Raw genomic sequence first — 21,866 nt, forward strand, 5'->3', positions numbered from 1 at the left:
ATTGATTTTGCGCACCGTTTTGGAAGTGGAGGAATTAAGCTTTCGGTATGATAAAAAGCATGATAAGAGTCATGTGGAAAATGTCTCCTTTCTATTAAGAGAGGGAGAATGGACAGCGCTAATTGGTCATAATGGAAGTGGGAAATCCACCTTAGCTCATTTACTTGTTGGCTTGCTTCAACCCGATGAAGGGAAAATTAAGATAAATGGAGTTAGTCAAAAGAAAGGGCAAGGTGCTCAGGGGATTGGCATTGTTTTTCAAAATCCAGAAAATCAATTCATTGGAACAACTGTAGAAGATGATGTGGCTTTCGGGCTGGAAAATATAAATATGTCTTATGAAGAAATGCATGAAAGAGTGGATCAAGCACTAACAGATGTAGATATGCTCGGCTTTCGCATGGTGGATCCTTCTCAATTATCAGGTGGACAAAAACAAAGGGTCGCAATTGCAGGAATGCTGGCATTAGAGCCCAAGGTACTTATATTGGATGAGGCCTTTGTTATGTTAGATCCAAGAAGTCGCAAGGAATTAATAGCAATTATACGCAAATTAACAAATAAGGGAATGACAATCCTATCCATTACGCATGACATGGAAGAAGCTGCACAGGCTGATAGAGTAATGGTCATGGAACAAGGGAGAATAACAAAAATTGAAAGTCCCTCTCAGTTGTTTTATACAGATTCTACTTTAGAAAAACCATTTTCAGAGAAACTCAGAGAATCTTTGAAAGATAGAGGGTGTGTGGTTCCGGATAAATATATGACAGAAGAAGAAATGGTGCGATGGATATGCGAATCGAATTAAAAGATGTATCCGCCAATTATCAAATTGGGCCGATCCGTAAACCCAATATATTAAACTCCTTAAATCTTACTATTGAATCAGGTACTTTTACAGCGCTTATCGGTAGGACTGGTGCAGGAAAATCAAGTCTATTAAAGATATTGAACGGCTTGCTTCTTCCAACAAAAGGAAGCATTCGTATAGGAGAGACAATGATAGAATCACCTATCCAAAAAGAGAATATTCGTAAGATCCGAAAGCAAGTGGGAATGGTGTTCCAATTTCCAGAGTCCCAATTATTTGCGGAAACAGTGGAAAAGGACATTTGCTTCGGTCCGCTTAACTTTGGCGTATCGTTAGAAGAAGCGAAAGAAAAAGCTGCACAGGTGATTGAGTTAGTGGGCTTAGAGCAGTCTGTTTTATCAAAATCCCCCTTTTCTTTATCGGGAGGACAAAAAAGGCGAGTGGCGATTGCAGGAATATTAGCAATGGAGCCATCTGTCCTTGTTTTAGATGAACCTGGTGCTGGGTTGGATCCGCAGGGGAAAAAGGAAATAATGTCTCTTCTAGCTACTTGGCATAAACAAGCGTCTTTAACGACTATTCTCGTTACACACGATATGGAGGATGTGGCTTTATTCGCAGACCAGGTTATTTTAATGGATCAAGGAAAAATTATCAAATCGGACAAAACAAAAATGATTTTTTCAGATCCAGCTTTATTGGAAAGTTGGGGGCTGGAAATGCCACAGGCTCGGTATTATCAAATGAAAATTGAACAAGAAACAGGAATAAAATTACCAAGGGTTTGCTTAACGCTGGATGAATTAGCAGATGCTTTAGTTTCGGTGGGATTAGTATGAATAAATTAATATTAGGAAGATATTTTCCGGGAGAATCATGGCTTCATCAGTTGGATGCTCGGGCAAAAATGATTTCTGTCCTTTTACTTATAGCTATGCTATTTATAGCAGATAATTGGATAGCCTACTTATTTTTATGGATGATTACCCTTTTCATTATGCACTTATCACAAGTTCCTTTCCGTACCTATGTACGAGGAGTCAAACCAATGATATGGCTCATTCTATTTACCGTAATACTGCAGGTACTATTTACTTCTGGCAGTAATGTATATATAGCATGGGGGCCAATTACTATTTCAGAGTATGGATTAATAAATGGAATTTTTATCTTTAGTCGTTTTGTTCTTATTGTATTTTTATCTACTGTCTTAACATTAACTACAAAACCAATCGATTTAACAGATGGAATAAATAAACTGCTATCTCCATTGCGTTTTATTAAGATGCCTGTAGATGATATTAGCATCATGTTATCTATTTCCTTGCGATTCATTCCAAACTTATTAGATGAAACACAAAAAGTAATGGATGCTCAAAAGGCAAGAGGGACGGAGTTTGGCCAAGGCTCATTATTTCAGCAGATGAAAACATTGGTCCCTATTTTTCTTCCTTTATTTGTAAGTTCGTTGAATAGGGCTGAGGACATGGCTAATATGATGGATGTTAAAGGATACCGTTCGGGAATAAAACGTTCGGCATTTCGAAGAATATATTGGCAGAAACAAGATACATGGTGTTTATGTAGTGTATGTTTTATTGGAGTGATTACGGTTTTATTAAGCGGATAATAAATCACCTAATGTATAAAAAATTATTTTATTCACGGAACGTAATAACTTTACATGGAGCCTCTGCGGGCGTTATCAATGAGCCAAGAAGCCAGCATTATCAATAGCTGCTCATCTTCCTAAGGATATCATGCCCGCCTCTCTATATAAAGGTGGTTCTAAGCGTTTGGAAAAATTTATACAAATTCACCGCTTTTGTACATAGTTAAACTAGCACTTCCAGATTCCTATAGGAGCTTCAATAAATTTATATTTTAGATACAGCATGTGGGGAATTCTGTTACTTTTTTCCTCTGCTCCACTTCCTTCCGAGCACAGAGAACTCTTGTTTGTTAATTTCCCCCTTTTTTAATGTATAATCCGTACATGTTCCAACTTTTTATATGAATCTACTTTTTCCTTATTCATAACGCAGTGACGAGGAAGCTCAGGCGTAGCCCCATGAAAAGCGAAGTGTATTCAGGCTGCGAGTGATTACCACAAACTTTCTTTCTTAAAATAAATAAAAAACCCAAACAATTATACGAATATTTTTTTAGTGTGTACGTATAATTGCTCGGGGTTAAATTTGATTGAAATACTTATTTCTCCCCCTCTTTTTATGTATACTTCCCCTCTTCGCTTAGTAAAGGAGTAATTCAAATCAGTTTAGCATGCACCATTTTATGACAAAATCAATCGGAAATTTACAATCCTTTACTATTCCTTAAAATAGATTCAATGATTTATTAACATTGGAACCCTATACTAAATCTGATAGCTCAGATAGATAAAACTTTGAGGTGAAAAAACATGCAGGCTAACAGGAGTATCCATATTTTAAAAGAGATATCAATTGTACAAGCAAATAACCTTAAATCTTCTAAAAAAGTTTCCTTTTATCAAGTTTTTAAAAGAATGATGGATCTCTTTATAGCAAGTATAGGTATTGTTATAACTCTCCCGTTGATTCTTCTATTTGCTATTCTCATTCGCATAGATTCACCGGGTTCTCCCTTTTATGTGCAGCAAAGGGTTGGGAAGAATGGCAAATGCTTTCGTTTAATTAAATTGCGATCGATGAGAATGGATGCAGAAAAGGACGGAGAAAAATGGGCAGAGATAAATGATCCAAGAATTACAAAAATTGGTGCGTTTATAAGAAAAACAAGGATTGATGAGCTACCACAATTATTTTCTGTTTTAAAAGGTGATATGTCTATTATTGGACCAAGACCGGAGAGACCTTCTTTTACGGAACAATTTAGCAAGGAGATTGATGGTTTTTCGAATAGGCTGCTAGTAAAGCCAGGATTAACTGGCCTTGCCCAGGTAAACGGTGGGTATGACATCACACCAAGAGAAAAGCTAACTTACGATCTTCAATATATTAATAATGTAACATTTTCTTTAGAAATGAAAATTTTAGTAAAGACGATAAAAGTGGTGCTCACAGGAGAGGGTGCAAGATAATTGGACTCCATAAAAAGCAAGATTAACAGTGGAGCAAAATGGACCAGTATAGCAACGTTCGTTATTACTCTCTTACAGATTGGACAGTTTATCGTACTAGGCAATATCATGAGTGCAAAGGAGTTTGGCATGATTGGCATGCTGACGACAATCAGCATCTTTGCACAAATTTTTGTTGAATTAGGTTTAGGGGCTGCAGTCATCCAAAAACATCATGCAACAGAAAGGCAGTTATCTACCCTTTTTTGGATAAATGTTCTTTTAGGAATATTTATTTGTTTCCTTATGCAGGCAGCAAGCCCCTTTATTGCAGATTATTTTCAAACAAAAGAGTTAGAGGGAAAAGTCAGATTACTATCAATCGTATTTTTGATTGCGCCTATAGGACAGCAGTCACAGTACTTAATGCAGCGAGACTTATCGTTTAAGACATTAGGAAAGATCGAAACGATATCTAATGTTTTAAGCTTTAGTCTCTTAATTGGACTGCTCCTTTTTTTAAAGCAAAATCCAGTTAATGCTTATGTATGGTCACAGGTTTGCCTTTATTCCTTGAAAGGGATTCTTTTTTATATTTGTTACTTTCCAAAGTGGAGACCAAGCCTTGTGCTAGATATCAAAGCATGTAAAGAATTTTTCTCTTTTGGCGTGTATCAGCTTTTATCTAGGCTCGTAAATCGTTTAGGAAGCAATATGGATATGTTGTTGATTGGAAGATTTATGGGCATGGAAGCATTGGGGATTTATAACCTAGTCTATCAAATTATAACTATTCCCGTTCTTAAGTTAAATCCTATTATAACGAGAGTTGCCTTTCCGGTGTTTGCGAAAGATAAAAATAATAATCGGGCATTAGAGAGTGGTTATTTATATATGACCAAATTATTAGCAATTGTGTCGTTTCCATTGTTATTAGGGCTCTATGCTGTTGCAGATTTAGTTATCCCACTCTTCTTTGGAGAGCAATGGATGGCGGCTGTTCCTGTTTTGGAAGTTATGATTATAGTAGGAATTCTAAGGGTTCTTATGAATCCCAATGGGAGCATTATATTAGCAAAGGGAAAAGCAGACATTGCTTTTTATTGGGACTTAGGAGTATTAGTTTGTTATGGTTTAGCATTATTAGCAGCAGTTCGGAGTAATCAGCTGGAAATAGTAGCATGGACATATGTGGGTGTAAGTATTCTTAATTTTATCGGTGGGAGAATCCTATTAACTAGAATGATCGGGCTTCAGCTAAAAAGTTATGTAAAAGTGTTGCTGCTGCCATTTATTCTTGCAGTGGTCAGCAGTGGGATTGCATTCCTGTCAAAAACGCAAATGATTTCTATTCATAATAATTTGGTTTGGGCACTTGTATGGTCTGTGTTGATAAGCGGGATTAGTTATTTGCTGCTACTGCATGCATTAAAGCATGTAGCATTTCGAGAAGAATATCAATAAAGGAATAAGCTGAACGATAGGATGTGTATCATGAAAGTATTGTGGATAACGAGTGTTTACCCTAGTGCAGATAACCCTGGAAGCGGGGTGTTTCATGAAACACAGGTAAGAGCATTATCCTCTTTAGGAGTGGATATAACAGTTATTAATCCAGTTCCATTAAATCCTTTTTTCTTTCGACTATGGAAGAAAAAATATCATAAAAAGAACTATCCATATTTAGAGAAAAGGCATGGCATAAACATATATAGGCCTGTGTATAGGGCGACACCTGGTCAACTTCGCTGGTTCCAGCCAGATAAGCGCATTGCAGAATGTATTCTTAAAACTTGGAAGAAAGAGAACATAGAGGTCGATTTGATCCATGCACACTTCGCTATGCCTTCGGGAGGGGCAGCAAGAATTGTTGCCGCTAAATGTAAAAAGCCTTGGCTGCTCACATTACATGGAAGTGATGTCCATATTTATCCATCATTTAGTCGAAGTGCGGAACGGATTTTTCAAAAAACGGTAAAGTCCGCAGATGAAGTTATTGCCGTAGGAGAACATCTTGCTGCTGCAGCTGAGACAAAAACTGGGAGAAAATGTATGCCGTTACCGATAGGAATTGATTTATCGAAATTTAAATTACCGCAGGCAGCCAATTTAAAAGCGAGCTATAGAGAGGAATTAGCATTACCTGTTAATAAAAAAATCATTTTGTTTGTAGGGCGTCTTGTGAAAGAAAAAGGGATTTTTGAATTAGCAGAGGCGTTATCTTATCTTCCGGAAGATTATGTAGTGGTTTATGTGGGGGCTGGCCCAGAAAAAGAAAAGCTGCAAAAAAATAATTTGTATAATAAACGATTATTCTTAGCAGGACAAATTCCTAATGAGATAGTAAGCGATTATTTGTTAGCATGCGATACTTTTATCTTACCGTCCTATTCGGAAGGATTACCGACCGTTGTTATAGAGGCGATGGCTTTGAAGATACCGACAATTTGCACAAGTGTCGGCGGGATACCTGATTTATTTGGAGAGTACACCAATTTGCTGATTCAGCCTCGATCGGTACAAGAGATTGTAACAAGAGTGAAAGAGCAAGCAGCTGATGCAGCCTTGTTTGACAAGGCTGCAGAACAATTATATCAGCGTGTTCTTGATAACTATTCTGCAGTTGATAATGCTAAAAAACTACTGGGAACTTACCAAGAATTGGCGAGCAAGTCGATAGAATCTACTAATCAATTAAATCACTTTTGGGAGGAAGCGAAATGACCAAGGTTCTTGTTACTGGTGGAGCGGGCTTTATTGGTTCACATATTGTAGAGAGTTTGTTAGAAGAAGGATATGAAGTAATAGTTATCGATAATTTTTCTACGGGTAAATTTGAGAATATAAAGGATTTAGCTGTTAAAATATGCCCGTTTGATATAACGGATTCTCGTGTGATTGATTATATTGTCGACTTAAATCCTGATTTTATTATTCATCAAGCTGCCCAAGTAAGTGTGGCAGAATCAGTGCATGACATATTACATGATGAGAATGTAAATGTAAAAGGATCATTACATGTCATTAAAGCAGCTATTCGCGGTTCCGTCCGGAAAATACTATTTGCCTCTTCGGCAGCTGTATACGGGAATCCAGTGAAGCTCCCTGTTACGACAGAACATCCAACTTTGCCGGAATCACCCTATGGATTAACAAAATTAACGGTCGAAAAATATTTGAAGTTAGCTTCTAAATTATATGGACTCTCGTATGGAATTTTAAGATATAGCAATGTCTATGGACCGCGGCAGGATGGTAAAGGAGAAGGCGGGGTTATCTCTATTTTTGTTGATCGTGTTTTTGAAGAAAAACCACCAATTATTTATGGTTCTGGAGAACAAACAAGAGATTTCATTTATGTAAAAGACGTTGCGAATGCAAATTTACATGCGTTAAAGCAGGACGAAAATCTTTGCCTGAATATTTCATCCAATAACCGAATCTCGATAAATCAACTTTGGGAGAAGATAGCTGATATAAGCGAGGTACCATTAAAACCGATTTATAAAGCAGACAGAGAAGGCGATATTCTCCATAGTATTTTATGCAATGAACAGACCATGCAACAACTGAATTGGCAGCCACAAACCAATTTAGAATATGGATTAAGAGAAACGCTATTCTCATCTAAACAAGTTTTACAAAAGTAGGGAGGAAGGATTGTAGAAGTTGGGAAATAACCGTACAGTAAGCAAAACAATAGGATTCACCGTATTAGGGATCGGTTGTCTTACCGTTTTATATTGGACAACGATGTATCAATTAACTTGGATGCTTCCCATCGTATGTATATGGATTGCGATTCAATTAGGAATATATTTGAAGTCAGTCATAACACTTGATCAGTTATTTCAAAATGTCATGTATGTCTTATTGCTTTCCACTTTTCTTAACCAATCCATTCTTAGTGTGAAAGTTGGTGCTTTTTCTGTTTTCTTATACAGAATATTGCTATTATTAGCAATTGTTTTATATATGGGTACTGCTTTGTACAAAAAAAGGATGGTACAGGATTTTAACCGCAGTGGACTACCGTTTATTTGGTTGTTCTTTGGTGGATGGATTCTTTATGGAACCATTTCGATTCTTTGGTCTATTTCTATTATTGCTTCCCTTAAATACATGTCCTTATTGGTAATGGGAATAGCATTTGTCTATTTAGCGAATGTGACATTTAAAACACGGCAACAGCTAAAGTACTTTTTGGCAGGATGGCTTGGAATGACCATTTTATTAGTGGGAATAGGATTCGTGAATTATTTCTTTTCTATTCAATTACCAAGTTCCGGTCTGTATGGTGCTTCCAGTTATAAACTATCGTATCCAACAGCCGTCTTTTACAATCAAAATGATTTTGCTGTCTATTTAGGCATTTCTTTTTTCTTCTTTTTAGCTGTTGTAAAAAATACCAAGAGAACAATGCTGAAGGGATCTATGTTTGTTTTAAGCGTCCTAGTCTTCCTGCTTATTTATTTAACGGAATCACGTGCTGGAATACTTGCCCTTGCAGGAGGCGGATTAGTGTATATATTCCTGATCATTCCGAAGTGGTGGAAGAAACTAATATTGCGAATTAGTCTTGGAGTAGGAATACTAGGAGGGATTTTGTTTGCTAACAGAGGATTTAGTAAAATTCAGAGTCTTATAGAGTTAGCCGGACAATATGAGCTTAATGAAGTGTTACCATCAAACTTAGCGAGAATCAATCTTTTAAGAAATACGTTTTCTTATTTGCTCGATTCTTATGGATTTGGAATCGGAGCAGGAAATATTCCTTATTATCTGGAGTATAAGAGTTATTTTCCAACAGGAAATGTCTACCAAGTGCATAATTGGTATGCTGAAATCGCCGGCAACTTTGGGTTAATGATTTTGTTTGGCTACTTAATGATATTGATTTATGCATTTATATCATTCTATCGAGCATACGAGAAGGCGGACAGCGGTACCGATAAAATGTTGTTAGAGGCGTGTATGATCGGAATGGTAGCATTCGTTATTTCGAGTATCAGCCCAAGCTCTGTGATGAACTTATATTTTCATTGGGTATTTCTTGGGTTTATTTTATGTACTCTGTCTGTTTATAAAAATAGAAAGCTAGAATCTTAACTTTCATAGCAGAAAGGGAGAGTTCGTTTGTGAGGTCTGTTTTATCAATTATAGCAGCTAGATGGAAAAAATATTTTATTCCTTTATTATTGCTTAGTGTCCTTTTAGGAGCAATAGGATGGTTTGTCCCAGCTGGGAAAGAAAGGGGAGCAGTTAAAGCAGAGGCCGCTATTTTACTAGGGAATTATGAAAATGAATACTTGAACAACAGTGAAGTAATTGCATCCTTATTAAGAAATGAAACGACTTTTGTACAATATTTACCCAATGTCGATATAGAGAAGGAACAGCTTCTTATTTCTGCGGATACCCCTAAAAAGATCAGCTTTACACTTACTGGTCCAAGTGAACAAGAAGCCGTATATTCCTTATCAAAATTAGTGACCGCCTTTTTAGAAATGGATCAACAGTATTATCAAGAAAAAGATGAAATTATCTCAGAAAGCATTGATCAGCTCCAAGAAAAACCTGTTCAAGCAGAATCAGCTGTTGATCAACAACGGTTTCTATATGAACTAAAAACGAAACAAGTAAATATGCAGCCAGCAATGTTAGTTAAGGATGTCGCAGCAATAAGTGGGGATAATCGTGTAATCTCTCCCCAAGATCGAGCGCTAATGGGTGTAATGATCGGCATCATGCTCAGTTGTTTATGGATAATTTATCCGGTGTTCTTAAAATCCGAGATCGAATAAAGAGGTGAGTGGGAGATGGTTCCATCTGTATCCATTATTATGCCTTCCTATAATTGTAAAGAGTATATATCTTTTAGCATCCAGTCTGTTAGGGAACAAACATACACAGATTGGGAACTGCTCATTGTTGATGACCATTCCACAGACGGCACAGTCGAGGTATTAAAAGAATGGGAAAAAGTAGAGGAGAGAATTCGAGTTTTTTACCAAACGGTTAATGGAGGAGCTGCTGTTGCTCGGAATATGGCGCTTGAGCATGCGCGTGGAAAATATATTGCCTTTTTAGACAGTGATGACCGATGGAAACAAGAAAAGCTTGAAGTTCAACTAGCATATATGAAGGAAAATCAGTATGCTTTCACTTTTACTGCTTATGAGTGTATTGATCAAAAAGGAGAGCGGATCAATAAATATGTTCGGGTTCCTGAGCAAGTGGATTATCAAACCATGCTAAAAAATACAATTGTTGGCTGTCTGACTGTTCTAATTGATCGTGATCAAGTAGGGGATTTTCAAATGCCCAACATCCGTACTCGGCAGGATCTAGCAACTTGGTTAATGATTTTGAAGCGAGGTTTCCGTGCATTTGGCTTAAACGAAATATTAGCAGAATATAGAGTAGGAAATGATTCTATCTCTAAAAATAAATGGAAAGCAGCAAAAAATAATTGGCATGTTTATCGTCAAATAGAGCAGTTAAATTTCTTGCAGTCATCCTGGTATTTTTCTCATTATGCTTATAATGCTATTCGGAAGAGACTGTAGAAGGTAGAGGAGCATAGAAAATGAGAACAATCCATGTTATCGTTGCAACTGGCGTTTGGAATTTAGACAATTTGACTTATCGAAGACATCGATTTGCAGAGTTTCTGCAAAAGCAGCAGGAAACTGAGGAAGTAATCTGGTTATGTCCAGGGGAAAAACAGACATCAGAAGTAACGAGGTTAGAAAATGGTATTTACCAGTGGATAATCAGTGATTTGGGAAATTATAAAGTACAACGTTTCGCTCGATTTATCCCTTTTTTCTACCAAAAGAAGCTCCGAAGTTTAAGTAATTATTTAGCAGAAAAGAAAGGGAATTATTTGGTGAATTTATGGTATACCTATCCTGCTTTTCCGACTTTGTATAAGATATATTCATGGGATCAAATCGTTTATGACTGCAGTGATTTATGGGCAGAACAATTGAGCGGGAAATTTTCTTTCCTTTCTTATTTAAAGCAAAAGATCATCTATCAAAGTGAACAAACAATTGTTGAAAAAGCAAGTTATATTACTTGTACTTCATGCTTTTTAGCGGCGGAAATAATAAGTAGAACACCAGCCTATCGAGACAAGATTTTTACGTATGAAAACGGAGTAGAATACGAGCTTTTTCAGGAACAGAAGAATAGGGAGCCGGTTATTGAGAAAGAAGGGCTGATGATTGGGTACATTGGTGGGATTAAACCAAAACTTGATTTTGAATTAATCCAGCAAATTGCACAAAGAAGAAGAGATTGGACCATTTTATTAGTTGGACCTGATGGAACGAATAACAGCCCGGAATTTATGAAATTATTGAAGGAACCAAATATTCGATGGATGGGAAGTGTCCCGAGAAATCAGGTTCCTGCTTATATGCATATGCTTGATATAGGGATTATGCCATATAAGGATACTCCATATAATAAGGCTATTTTTCCATTAAAACTTTTTGAATTTCTTGCTGCTGGAAAACCAGTGATAGGGATGAACTTGCCTTCAACAAAAGGATATGTGGAAGGAGGCGTTTATGAACTTTTGCTAGGGGAGACAGAAGTGAATCAATTTATTCATGCCTGTGAAAAGATGGCAGAGAATGCTGGTAGCCAAGCGTGGCAGAGCAGAAGAAAGCAACTTGCCATGTTAAAAGATTGGGAGAATATCTTCCAAGAGATGATCCAAGTCGACAAAAAAACTAGCAGATGAGGATACCTGATGGCTAGTTTTTTTGTCGTTCTTATTCAGGCTAAATTTTACTGTATATTTCCATTTCATCCATTATATCTTGTAATGTAATATGTTCTAATTCCTTTTCCATTGTTAGTTGGATGGTAGAAAAAGTCTGGTTTAAGATTGGATGAATTTTGCTTCCTATCGGGCAACGGTGATTTGGATGATCATGTATTGCGAACCATTCACTTTTTGATTGAACGGCTAAATAAATGTCTAAAAGGGTAATATCAGCAGGAGGTTTTAATAAGGATGCCCCAGAAATGCCTGCTCTGCTCGTTAGCATTCCTCCTCTTTTCAAAAGTCCGCACATTCTTCTTATCACTACAGGATTTGTATTCACACTTTCTGCAATAGAATCAGAGGTTATTTGTTCGTATGGTTTCGAGGCAATTAAAGATAGGATATGAATAGCAACAGATAGCCGGCTGTTAGCCATAATAGATAAACACCACCAATCAAATTTTTTGTCATTCATTAGGAATACGTTATAATTGTTGCGTTGATAAAATTGATAGCGAATCCGAAGAGAAGCGCTTACATTACGTGGCTACTATTATTATACAATGGAATATAAGGGCATAATCAGCTAATTTGCGATTAAATTGTGAACAAATAGACACAAAAAAGGCGATGATGGTGAGAAAGAAAATGGTCATGATGCTTTATAATAAAAAAAGCTATTAATAAGAAGGTATTTAGAAGAGGGAATTTTGCTAAAAGAGGTGGAAGAAAGTGAAAACGGTTTTAGTTGTAGGTGGTGGGATAACAGGATTATCTGCCATGTATTATTTGCAGAAGGAAAATAGAGAAAGACAATTAGGACTTCGACTAGTTTTAGTGGAGGCTAATGACTACCTAGGCGGGAAAATCCATACGGTTACAAAAGATGATCTGCTTATGGAAACAGGAGCAGATTCCATTGTTGCCCGCAATAAAAATGTTCTTCCCTTTGTTAAGGAACTTAATTTAGAAGAAGAAATTGTTTATAACGCAACAGGGACATCTTATATTCATACACAAAACAAATTATTAGAAATTCCCAAGGATTCTATTTTCGGTATTCCGATGACATTAGAAGCTCTTTTTACAAGTGAACTACTTTCCACTCGAGGAAAGCTAGAGGCTTTAAAGGATCTTTTTCGTACTAAGTCAAGCTTTACGAGAGAATCCTCCATTGGTGAATTTTTAGAGTATTATCTGGGAAAGGAAATCGTAGAAAAGCAGATTGCACCAGTTCTTGCGGGCGTTTACTCTGGAAATATTTATTCGTTAACAATGGGCTCCACTCTACCTTATCTGCTCGAATATAAGGAAAAGTATGGAAGCATTATCCGTGGGCTAGGGAAGAATAAAGAATCGTTTCAATCGGCTGCGAATAAGAAATTTATTTCTTTTAAAGATGGGTTATCTACAATTATTGATCGACTGGAGAAGGTATTAGAAGATGTATCCATTAGAAAGGGAATAGCTGTTACACGAATAAATAAGGAAGCAGACCAATATAAAGTTCAATTATCCAATGGGGAAGAAGAAGTGGCAGACATGGTTGTCTTATCTACTCCCCACAATGTAACACAGCATATTTTAAGGAAGGATGAATTAAATCCTGTCTTTAGCAAGCTGAAAAATTCGTCCAATATCACCTTATATTTGTCCTATGATATTTCCGATGATGAACTGCCTAAAGATGGTACAGGCTTTATAGTCGCAGGAGATAGTGACATTGTTTGTAATGCTTGTACGTGGACAAGTAGAAAGTGGAAGCATACATCGAAGAATAATCAGCTATTATTGCGTCTATTCTATAAAAAAACAAATCCAGCCTATGAACGGCTAAATAGCCTTACAGAAGAGGAACTAATCCAAGAGGCTAGAAAGGATATAGAGAGAAGTCTTGGAATTACTTCCAAACCTAAAAGTTATGAAGTGACAAAATGGACTAATGCGATGCCTGTTTACTCATTAGAACATAAGCAAGCAGTAGAACAACTTAGCCAAGACTTAGCTCTTTTATATCCTAATGTGCATCTAGCTGGTTGTTCCTACTATGGAGTAGGAATTGCAGCATGTATAGCGAATGGGGAAGAAACAGCTAAGAAAATTTTGCATTCCATAGAATAAGAAAAGTGCAGAGCCATAGTAGGAAGGCTCTGTTTTTTTTGTGAAATGATTTGATAGATGGAGCAATCGCTTGCTATTTATTTTGTAAAATAGCCGATTTTTAATTTCTTAATCTAGTAACGGGTTTTCACAAGATTTATAATAGGTGGAAGAACATAAAGAAAAGAGGAACTAACTAAATGAACAAAAGCCAGATGATGAGGATACAGGAGCAAAAGTAATGGATCATACTGTCATGGTATTTATTGTTTTAATCACGATGTCGGGTGCATTGCATGTGATATTAGCCATTATTGCGTATATGAATAGACAGGCATTTGAAGGAATGCGAACATTCCTATGGTTTTCCTGTTTTAATGCTATTTATGCATTTGGGTATGCATTAGGTCTTGCCAGCTCAACGATAGAAGAAATGAAATTTTGGACAGCTGTTCAGTATTTAGGTATGCCGTTTTCGGCACCAGCTACATTAATTCTTGTTTTACAATATATCGGCTACGATAGGCATTTAAATAAAAAAATGTATTTTTTCTATTATTTAATCCCAGCGCTTTCCTTTTTACTCGTTGCGACAAATGATTATCATCATTTATTCTATCAATCTGTATATTTAGAATATCGAAACGCAACTCCTCTCATGCAAATTACAATGGGACAATGGTATTTACTACATGGTGCTTATTCGTTTGGAACGTCTGCCATTGCCTTTATATTACTATTGATTTATTGGTTTAAAGAGAAATCTAGGCAAACAAAACAAGTAGCCATACTATTGACAGGAATTCTTGTCCCTGTTGGCGCGTCTTTTTCTTATTTGATAGGACTTACTCCAAACGGCTTAGATCCTGTTCCAATTGCCATGCTATTTTCTAGTTCTCTCTATTTATATGCCATTATATCTACGAAATTTTTGCTGGTTCCGCCAATAGAAAAAGATTATATATTTGAAAGTATGGGAGATGCAGTATTAGTTTTAGATCAGACATATCATCTAAAAGATTTTAATAAGGCTGCTTCTAGGTTGTTTTCGGATGTAAAAACAGGAAAACACATAGCAGCTGTATTAGGGTTGGATGATCAGGTTCTTGGGCTGCTAAAAAACATCGATACGGATTCTGTCATATCGGAAGTAGAGAGGACTAATAAATCAGCAACGGAATATTATCAAGTTAAGATCTCTCCGATTAAAAAAGGAGAGTCAGCTATTGTTGGTATTTCGATTATATTTACGAATATTACGGAACAAAAGAAGGAACAGCTCAGTTTAACAAAATTGGCATACACAGATAGTCTGACACAAATATCTAATCGTGCCTATGTGACAGCAATTGCTGAAGAGATGCTTACCAAGCATAGAAAGATAGCCGTTATCCTGTTTGATGTTGATCATTTCAAGAAAATAAATGATACATATGGACATTTTGGGGGAGACGAAGCATTAAAGCATATTGCCTCTCTAAGTAAAGCTCTTGTGCCTAAGAATGGAGTTTTTGGCAGATATGGTGGAGAGGAATTTATTCTTTTTCTATTTGGAAAAGAAGCAGATTCAGCCATTTCTATTTCTGGGAAATTAAGGAGGGTAATCGCAGAAACCCCTTTATATTATAAGGAAATAGTAATTAATATTACTGCGAGCTTTGGTGTAGCTATAAAGGAAAACTGTCTAGCTCTTACCCCGTTGATAAGCGAGGCGGATGAAGCGCTATATGCATCTAAAAGAGAGGGAAGAAATACCGTTTGTGTAGTAGAAAATGGAGAATACATTAAATTAGACTCTTCTCCGTTAGTAAAAGGAAAATAATATAGGAAGGGAGTCCCCTCATACGGTATGTGGATGTTAGCGGTGGTGTTCTAATAATGTTATTTTTTCTTACACCATTTGTTAAAATATTTAGAAAATACTCAAAAATGTATTGCGTAAAAAAGAGTGGTGTATTACAATTTTTTATATAATCTAAATCTATCTTTTTTCGTCTAGGTCAAAATGATAGAGAGAAAAGTTTGTTAGTTTTGCTGTTATTCAAGACAGAGCCCTTTTCTTACGACATATGCATTGCTTCGAATGTTTATGATGATCTCATAAATATCTCGTGCAATATCCAGATGTTTATAGGAGGAGTATCACATGTATCATGCAAATACCATATATATTATTGGAGAAAGTAAAACATCCTCTAATAATGCCATTATGCAGCAATACAATGGTTTTTTTATTGCATTAGTGGTGGATAGAGTCTCTCATACAATTATTGATGCAGAATGTTCTTCCACTATCAATATAACCTCTTCCTTCATTAAGTCTATTGTTGTCGGGAAATCGATGGTAGATTTAGACACCGTTTTAAAGGAAGTTGAAAATCGTTATTTTGGATCTTCTCAAAAAGCAGTTATGGTTGCTTTTAAGAATGCCCATATTAAATATAAACAACTATTAAAAGAATTAGTATAAACTGCTTTTTCTGTTATACGCAGAGAAAATCCAGTTGATAGAGATTTTACTTCTCTGTTAGCTGGATTTTTTTATTTTGTACAAATAAGATGGATCAAAAAAATGTGGGAGGTTTTTCTAAATGGGCAAAATTTATATGTCAGTTGATATGGAAGGAATAACAGGGTTAATTGATCACACACAGGTTGATTCTAATAAGCTAAATTATGAAAGAAGCCGTATCTTGATGACAGATGAAGCAAATTATGTTGTCACAAGTCTATTTGATCAAGGCATAGAAGAAGTGGTTGTAAATGACAGCCATAGTAAAATGAATAATTTATTAATAGAAAGATTTCATCCAAAAACAAAGTTAATAACAGGGGATGTGAAGCCATATTCAATGGTGCAAGGGCTTGATGCTAGTTATGACGGGGCAATCTTTGTCGGATATCATGCGCGAGCTTCTGTTCCTGGTGTTATGACCCATAGCATGATTTTTGGAGTCCGTAATATGTACATAGATGACGTTGTTGTTGGAGAATTAGGATTTAATGCTTATGTTGCAGGATATTTTGGTGTTCCAATTATTCTTGTAGCAGGGGACGATCAAGCAGCACAAGAAGCAGAGCAGCTAATTCCTAATGTAACAACAGCGATTGTGAAAAATAGTATTTCAAGATCAGCAGCGATGAGTTTAACTCCTGCCCAGGCTGGAGAATTGCTAAAAGAAAAGACAAGGGAAGCGTTAGAAAAAAAGCACTTAGTAAAGCCTTTAGTACCACCTGCTACTCCATTGCTCCGCATCGAATTTGCGAACTATGGACAAGCTGAATGGGCTCATTTAATGCCGGGAACCGAGATAGAGCCTGGTACTACAATTGTTCGTTTTCAAGCAAAAAACATCTTAGAAGCATATCAAGCTATGCTGGTTATGACTGAACTTGCGATGAGAACAACATTTTGTTAGGTGGTGAGACCGATGAAATCTTATTATGTTAAGCGCTTTTTCTCGATGCTCGTGACGTTATGGGTCATTATTACGATTACTTTCTTTTTAATGCATTTTACACCTGGTTCTCCATTTAATGATGAAAGAACGACAAATGACGCGATTCAGAAGAATTTAGAAGAGCAATATCATTTAGATAAACCGCTCATTGTTCAATATGGTATGTATTTAAAACAAATAGCAACCTTTGACTTTGGCATTTCGATAAAAAAATCATCGCAGACAGTAAATGAAATGATTGGAAGAGGATTTCCTGTCTCTTTTGAACTTGGCATGGTTTCCTTAATAGTCGCGGTTATTTCGGGGATAACACTTGGCGTAATTGCCTCCCTTAAACACAATGGGGTCATCGATTATGCAGCGATGACAATAGCAGTAATAGGAATTTCCATTCCTAACTTTGTTTTAGCAACCATGTTGATTCAACAGTTCGCTGTTAATTGGAGGATACTCCCAACAGCTACTTGGTCAAGCTGGAAGCATATGATTCTACCAACGATAGCACTTGCGACAGGTCCAACTGCCATTATTGCTCGGTTAACGAGAACGAGCATGCTAGAGGTATTAACACAAGATTATATAAAAACAGCTAAGGCAAAGGGACTTTCTCCATTCAAAATAATTGTCAAACACGCCCTGCGCAATGCTCTTTTGCCAGTTGTAACTTTATTAGGTGCTTTGGCGGCCAGTATTTTGACTGGTACCTTCGTGATTGAAAAAATATTTGCGATTCCTGGTATGGGGAAATACTTTGTAGATAGTATTAATAATCGTGATTATCCTGTTATTATGGGGACGACTATTTTTTACAGTACCATTTTAATTATTATGCTGTTCCTCGTTGATTTAGCATATGGCATATTGGATCCGCGAATAAAACTTCAGAAGAAGGAGGGCTAGCAATGGGCTTACGTCAAGAAACAATGTATGAAAAAAAGGACGATATTGCTCTTGATGAATGGTTTGTACCAATAGAGAAACAGCATGGGGAGGCTGAAGCCGTTGTTCGTCCAAGCCTATCCTATTGGCAAGAAGCATGGAGAAATCTTTGGAAGAATAAATTAGCGATGGGAGCATTTTTTTTCTTAATTTTATTAATTATTATGTCTATCATTGGTCCGATAATTTCTCCCCATTCGATTTCGGAGCAAAAGCTTATTAATCAAAATCAGCCGCCTTCTTCTGAGTATTGGTTTGGGACAGATAGTCTGGGCAGAGACGTCTTTTCAAGAACCTGGTATGGGGCCAGAATATCGTTGTTTGTTGGGATTGCAGCTGCCGTCATTGATTTTTTGATAGGAGTTGCTTACGGTGGGCTATCGGGATACAAGGGTGGCAAGATGGATCACATCATGATGAGAATAGTAGAAGTACTATATGGACTCCCATATTTATTAATCGTTATTTTAATGTCTGTTGTGATGGGTCCGGGACTAGGATCTATTATTATTGCCTTGTCTATTACAGGATGGGTTGGAATGGCCCGCATAGTTAGAGGACAAGTTCTTCAAATAAAAAACTATGAATTTATTTTAGCATCGAAAACTTTTGGAGCTAAAACTTACAGAATAATTAGAAAAAACCTCCTTCCAAATACAATGGGCCCGATAATTGTTCAAATGACTTTAACAGTTCCCTCTGCAATATTTGCAGAAGCGTTTTTAAGCTTTTTAGGACTTGGCATTCAAGCACCTTTAACAAGCTGGGGGGTTATGGCAGATGAAGGATTATCTGCTATTTTAACAGGTCATTGGTGGAGGCTGTTTTTTCCAACCTTATTTATATCGCTTACGATGTTTGCTTTCAATGTATTAGGGGATGGACTCCAGGATGCTCTTGATCCAAAGCTGAGGGGTGGAAAATAATGACGACAATACTAGAAATCCGTAATCTTCATGTTTCTTTTGCGTCTTATGGAGGAGAGGTAAAAGCGGTACGAGGAGTCAATTTTTCTTTGGAAAAGGGGGAAACTTTAGCCATTGTTGGAGAATCTGGCTGTGGAAAAAGCGTTACATCGCAAACGATTATGCGATTAATTCCGAGTCCGCCAGGAAGAATTACAGACGGCTCTATTTTATATAAAGGGATGGATCTCACCAAGCTGAAAGATGAAGAGATGAGAAAAATTCGCGGTGCCGATATCTCTATGATTTTCCAAGATCCAATGACAGCTTTAAATCCTACGCTGACGATTGGAGATCAGATTATGGAAGGCATTAAACAGCACAAGCAGATTTCAAAAGCAGAAGCAAAAGATAAGGCGATTGAAATGCTTACATTAGTTGGCATCCCTAATCCCGAAATGCGATTGAAACAATATCCTCACCAATTTAGCGGAGGGATGAGACAGCGAATAGTGATCGCGATGGCATTGATTTGTGAACCAGAGATTTTAATTGCAGATGAGCCTACAACAGCTTTAGATGTAACAATCCAAGCACAGATTTTGGACTTATTCCGAGAGATTCAACAAAAAAGAGAAGTGTCCATTATTCTAATCACACATGATTTAGGGGTAGTTGCTCAAGTAGCTGATCGTGTAGCGGTTATGTACGCAGGAAAAATAGTGGAGATGGGGAATAGAAGAGATATTTTCTATTCTCCCCAGCATCCATATACAAAGGGCTTGCTAAATTCTGTCCCAAGATTGGATCAGGAAGGAGAGCTGGTGCCAATAGACGGAACTCCTCCAGATTTATTTTCTCCGCCAGAAGGCTGCTCCTTTACGGCAAGATGCCCGTATGCGATGGAAGTGTGCAAAAGAGTGTATCCGTCAAAAAGTAATTTGAGTGCTCAACATCAAGTCAATTGCTGGCTGCAGGATGAGCGGGCAAGGCGGGTATTGCACACGATTTAACGATTGGAAATCTTCGAAATATAGTTTTTAGCTATTTTTTGACTTTAAAGAAAAAGTCATTTTATAGATTATGAGATGAAAACGATGTGGGGGGAATACGATGAAAAAGATAACGATCGGTTTTTTGGCTATGATGATAATTTTGTCACTTGCTGCTTGTACAGCAAATAGTGATGCAGGAAAGGAAAAGGCGACTGGGGAAACGAAAGAAAAGGTATTAAATTTAAACAATGGACAAGAGCCTAGTTCCTTCGATCCGCCGATTGGTTTTGATAGTGTTTCGTGGACAGCTTTAAACAATTTAATGGAGGGGTTAACACGATTGGATAACAATCATGAGCCTCAAGCGGCTATAGCTGAAAAATGGGATGTGTCAGAAGACGGAAAAGTATACACTTTCCATTTAAGAGAGAATGCAAATTGGTCTAATGGAGATCCAGTTACTGCGGGTGATTTTGTCTTTGCTTGGAAACGATTGTTAAATCCAGATACGAAATCGCCAGCTGCTTTCCTTGGTTATTTTATTGAGGGGGGAGAAGCATATGCAAACGGAGAAGGTTCAGCAGAGGATGTAAAACTTAAAGCAGTTAATGAAAAAACGCTTGAAGTTACCTTAACAAACCCGCAAGCTTATTTTCTAAATGTTATCACTAATCCTGCATTTTTTCCGATTAATGAAAAGGTAGCGACAGAAAATCCAGAATGGTTTTCAGAGGCAGATTCATTTGTAGGAAATGGTCCATTTAAATTAACTAAATGGGAGCATGACAGCTATTTTGAAATGGAGAAAAACGAAAAATATTGGGATGCTGATACCGTTAAGTTAGATAAAATACACTGGGCAATGGTGGATGATTCCAATACAGAGTATCAAATGTTCCAAAATGGGGAATTGGATGTTTCTGATGTTCCAGCAGAATTAAGTGAGCAGTTATTTAGTGAAGGAAAAGTTAAAGTAGAAGACCAGGCAGGAACGTATTTTTATCGATTTAATGTGACAAAAGAGCCGTTCACAAATAAAAATATTCGTAAAGCTTTTGCTTTAGCTGTTGATCAACAGCAAATCGTCGATTATGTAACAAAAAATCAAGAGAAACCTGCCTATGGCTTTGTTTCATATGGATACTTGGACAATGACGAGAAGGATTTCCGTGAAACGAGTGGAGATTTAATAAAGACAGATGTGGAAGCAGCAAAGAAACTGCTTGAACAAGGAATGAAGGAAGAAGGATATACAACCTTGCCGGAAGTAACGCTTACCTATAGTACTAGTGATACTCATAAAGCAATAGCGGAAGCTTTACAAGCAATGTTTAAGGATAATCTTGGCGTAGACGTCAAGCTTGCCAATATGGAAGCAAGTGTCTTTACGCAAGAACAAACTGCACTAAAGCTGCAATTATCCAGAAGCTCTTTCCTTGCAGACTATGGAGATCCGATTAACTTTCTTGAAAACTTCCAATCTGGTTTGGCAATGAATAGAACAGGTTGGTCAAATGCGGAATATGATCAATTAATTAAAGATGCTAAAAATGAATCGGATGAAGCAAAACGTTTTGAATTAATGTATAAAGCAGAAAAATTACTGTTGGATGAGGCACCAATTTTCCCTATTCATTTCTATAACTATGTGTATTTACAAAACGACAGTGTGACGGGAATTGTTCGTCATCCGGTTGGATACCTTGAATTAAAATGGGCGGATAAAAAATAAGAAGAGAGCAGAAGGGATGAACAAAAGGCATCCCTTCTTTCCTTAAAGCATTAAAAAAACGAAAAAAGAAAGGGAT

Annotated in this window: 20 protein-coding genes; 19 read left to right on the plus strand and 1 reads right to left on the minus strand. The window is 36.9% G+C overall.

Features of this window, described 5'->3' with window-relative positions; translation table 11 throughout:
• Nucleotides 1-7 precede the first annotated feature (7 nt).
• The 11 genes from NSQ92_RS24045 to tuaH all read left to right on the plus strand — a co-directional run bounded on the left by NSQ92_RS24045 (nucleotide 8) and on the right by tuaH (nucleotide 11,631).
• Complete coding sequence (locus NSQ92_RS24045; RefSeq protein WP_341153271.1) at nucleotides 8-811, plus strand: energy-coupling factor transporter ATPase; 804 nt, start codon at nucleotides 8-10, stop codon at nucleotides 809-811.
• Nucleotides 796-1,653 (plus strand): energy-coupling factor transporter ATPase, encoded by an 858-nt coding sequence (locus NSQ92_RS24050; protein WP_144581011.1) that lies wholly within the window; start codon nucleotides 796-798, stop codon nucleotides 1,651-1,653. Before NSQ92_RS24045 ends, NSQ92_RS24050 begins: the two co-directional genes overlap by 16 nt.
• The gene (locus tag NSQ92_RS24055) at nucleotides 1,650-2,444 is read left to right on the plus strand and encodes an energy-coupling factor transporter transmembrane component T family protein (RefSeq protein ID WP_341153272.1); all 795 of its coding nucleotides are present in this window, start codon (nucleotides 1,650-1,652) and stop codon (nucleotides 2,442-2,444) included. Before NSQ92_RS24050 ends, NSQ92_RS24055 begins: the two co-directional genes overlap by 4 nt.
• A gap of 792 nt (nucleotides 2,445-3,236) precedes the next feature.
• On the plus strand, nucleotides 3,237-3,896 hold the full coding sequence (locus tag NSQ92_RS24060) for a sugar transferase (protein ID WP_047944269.1): 660 nt from the start codon (nucleotides 3,237-3,239) through the stop codon (nucleotides 3,894-3,896).
• Nucleotides 3,897-5,339, plus strand: a complete 1,443-nt coding sequence (gene tuaB / locus NSQ92_RS24065) for a teichuronic acid biosynthesis protein TuaB (RefSeq protein WP_341153273.1) — start codon at nucleotides 3,897-3,899, stop codon at nucleotides 5,337-5,339. It abuts the gene before it with no gap.
• A gap of 30 nt (nucleotides 5,340-5,369) precedes the next feature.
• Nucleotides 5,370-6,599, plus strand: coding sequence for a teichuronic acid biosynthesis protein TuaC (tuaC, locus tag NSQ92_RS24070; RefSeq protein WP_341153274.1), 1,230 nt, complete (start codon nucleotides 5,370-5,372; stop codon nucleotides 6,597-6,599).
• The gene (locus NSQ92_RS24075) at nucleotides 6,596-7,525 is read left to right on the plus strand and encodes an NAD-dependent epimerase/dehydratase family protein (protein WP_095322667.1); all 930 of its coding nucleotides are present in this window, start codon (nucleotides 6,596-6,598) and stop codon (nucleotides 7,523-7,525) included. The genes tuaC and NSQ92_RS24075 overlap by 4 nt, the downstream gene beginning before the upstream one ends.
• Before the next feature lie 19 nt (nucleotides 7,526-7,544).
• Nucleotides 7,545-8,984, plus strand: a complete 1,440-nt coding sequence (locus NSQ92_RS24080) for an O-antigen ligase family protein (protein ID WP_095257970.1) — start codon at nucleotides 7,545-7,547, stop codon at nucleotides 8,982-8,984.
• Between the two features lie 29 nt (nucleotides 8,985-9,013).
• On the plus strand, nucleotides 9,014-9,679 hold the full coding sequence (locus tag NSQ92_RS24085) for a hypothetical protein (RefSeq protein ID WP_341153275.1): 666 nt from the start codon (nucleotides 9,014-9,016) through the stop codon (nucleotides 9,677-9,679).
• A 15-nt stretch (nucleotides 9,680-9,694) separates the two neighbouring features.
• Entirely contained in the window at nucleotides 9,695-10,444 is a 750-nt protein-coding gene (tuaG, locus tag NSQ92_RS24090) for a teichuronic acid biosynthesis protein TuaG (RefSeq protein WP_336044870.1), read from the plus strand.
• A 20-nt stretch (nucleotides 10,445-10,464) separates the two neighbouring features.
• On the plus strand, nucleotides 10,465-11,631 hold the full coding sequence (gene tuaH, locus NSQ92_RS24095; protein ID WP_336044869.1) for a teichuronic acid biosynthesis protein TuaH: 1,167 nt from the start codon (nucleotides 10,465-10,467) through the stop codon (nucleotides 11,629-11,631).
• A gap of 40 nt (nucleotides 11,632-11,671) precedes the next feature.
• Here the strand turns inward: tuaH and NSQ92_RS24100 are convergent, their stop codons facing one another.
• Nucleotides 11,672-12,094, minus strand: coding sequence for an Rrf2 family transcriptional regulator (locus tag NSQ92_RS24100; RefSeq protein WP_047944262.1), 423 nt, complete (start codon nucleotides 12,092-12,094; stop codon nucleotides 11,672-11,674).
• A 296-nt stretch (nucleotides 12,095-12,390) separates the two neighbouring features.
• Between NSQ92_RS24100 and NSQ92_RS24105 the strand changes: the two genes are divergently transcribed.
• The 8 genes from NSQ92_RS24105 (at nucleotide 12,391) to NSQ92_RS24140 (ending at nucleotide 21,790) form a co-directional block, all read left to right on the plus strand.
• Entirely contained in the window at nucleotides 12,391-13,779 is a 1,389-nt protein-coding gene (locus NSQ92_RS24105; protein WP_095257974.1) for a protoporphyrinogen oxidase, read from the plus strand.
• Between the two features lie 220 nt (nucleotides 13,780-13,999).
• Nucleotides 14,000-15,580 (plus strand): histidine kinase N-terminal 7TM domain-containing diguanylate cyclase, encoded by a 1,581-nt coding sequence (locus NSQ92_RS24110; RefSeq protein ID WP_095257975.1) that lies wholly within the window; start codon nucleotides 14,000-14,002, stop codon nucleotides 15,578-15,580.
• A gap of 324 nt (nucleotides 15,581-15,904) precedes the next feature.
• Nucleotides 15,905-16,228 carry a DUF3870 domain-containing protein gene (locus tag NSQ92_RS24115; RefSeq protein ID WP_047944259.1) on the plus strand — a complete coding sequence of 108 codons (324 nt, stop codon included), beginning with the start codon at nucleotides 15,905-15,907 and terminating at the stop codon, nucleotides 16,226-16,228.
• Between the two features lie 121 nt (nucleotides 16,229-16,349).
• Nucleotides 16,350-17,177 carry a M55 family metallopeptidase gene (locus NSQ92_RS24120; protein ID WP_047944258.1) on the plus strand — a complete coding sequence of 276 codons (828 nt, stop codon included), beginning with the start codon at nucleotides 16,350-16,352 and terminating at the stop codon, nucleotides 17,175-17,177.
• Nucleotides 17,178-17,189: 12 nt separating this feature from the next.
• Nucleotides 17,190-18,119, plus strand: a complete 930-nt coding sequence (locus NSQ92_RS24125; protein WP_047944257.1) for an ABC transporter permease — start codon at nucleotides 17,190-17,192, stop codon at nucleotides 18,117-18,119.
• Nucleotides 18,120-18,121: 2 nt separating this feature from the next.
• Complete coding sequence (locus NSQ92_RS24130) at nucleotides 18,122-19,084, plus strand: ABC transporter permease (protein WP_161798413.1); 963 nt, start codon at nucleotides 18,122-18,124, stop codon at nucleotides 19,082-19,084.
• The gene (locus NSQ92_RS24135; protein WP_047944255.1) at nucleotides 19,084-20,076 is read left to right on the plus strand and encodes an ABC transporter ATP-binding protein; all 993 of its coding nucleotides are present in this window, start codon (nucleotides 19,084-19,086) and stop codon (nucleotides 20,074-20,076) included. The genes NSQ92_RS24130 and NSQ92_RS24135 overlap by 1 nt, the downstream gene beginning before the upstream one ends.
• Nucleotides 20,077-20,176: 100 nt before the next feature.
• Nucleotides 20,177-21,790 (plus strand): peptide ABC transporter substrate-binding protein, encoded by a 1,614-nt coding sequence (locus NSQ92_RS24140; RefSeq protein ID WP_328283229.1) that lies wholly within the window; start codon nucleotides 20,177-20,179, stop codon nucleotides 21,788-21,790.
• Nucleotides 21,791-21,866: the final 76 nt, after the last annotated feature.

Origin of the sequence: Niallia sp. FSL M8-0099, assembly GCF_038006945.1 — a bacterium.
Taxonomy (GTDB): Bacteria; Bacillota; Bacilli; order Bacillales; family Cytobacillaceae; genus Niallia; species Niallia circulans.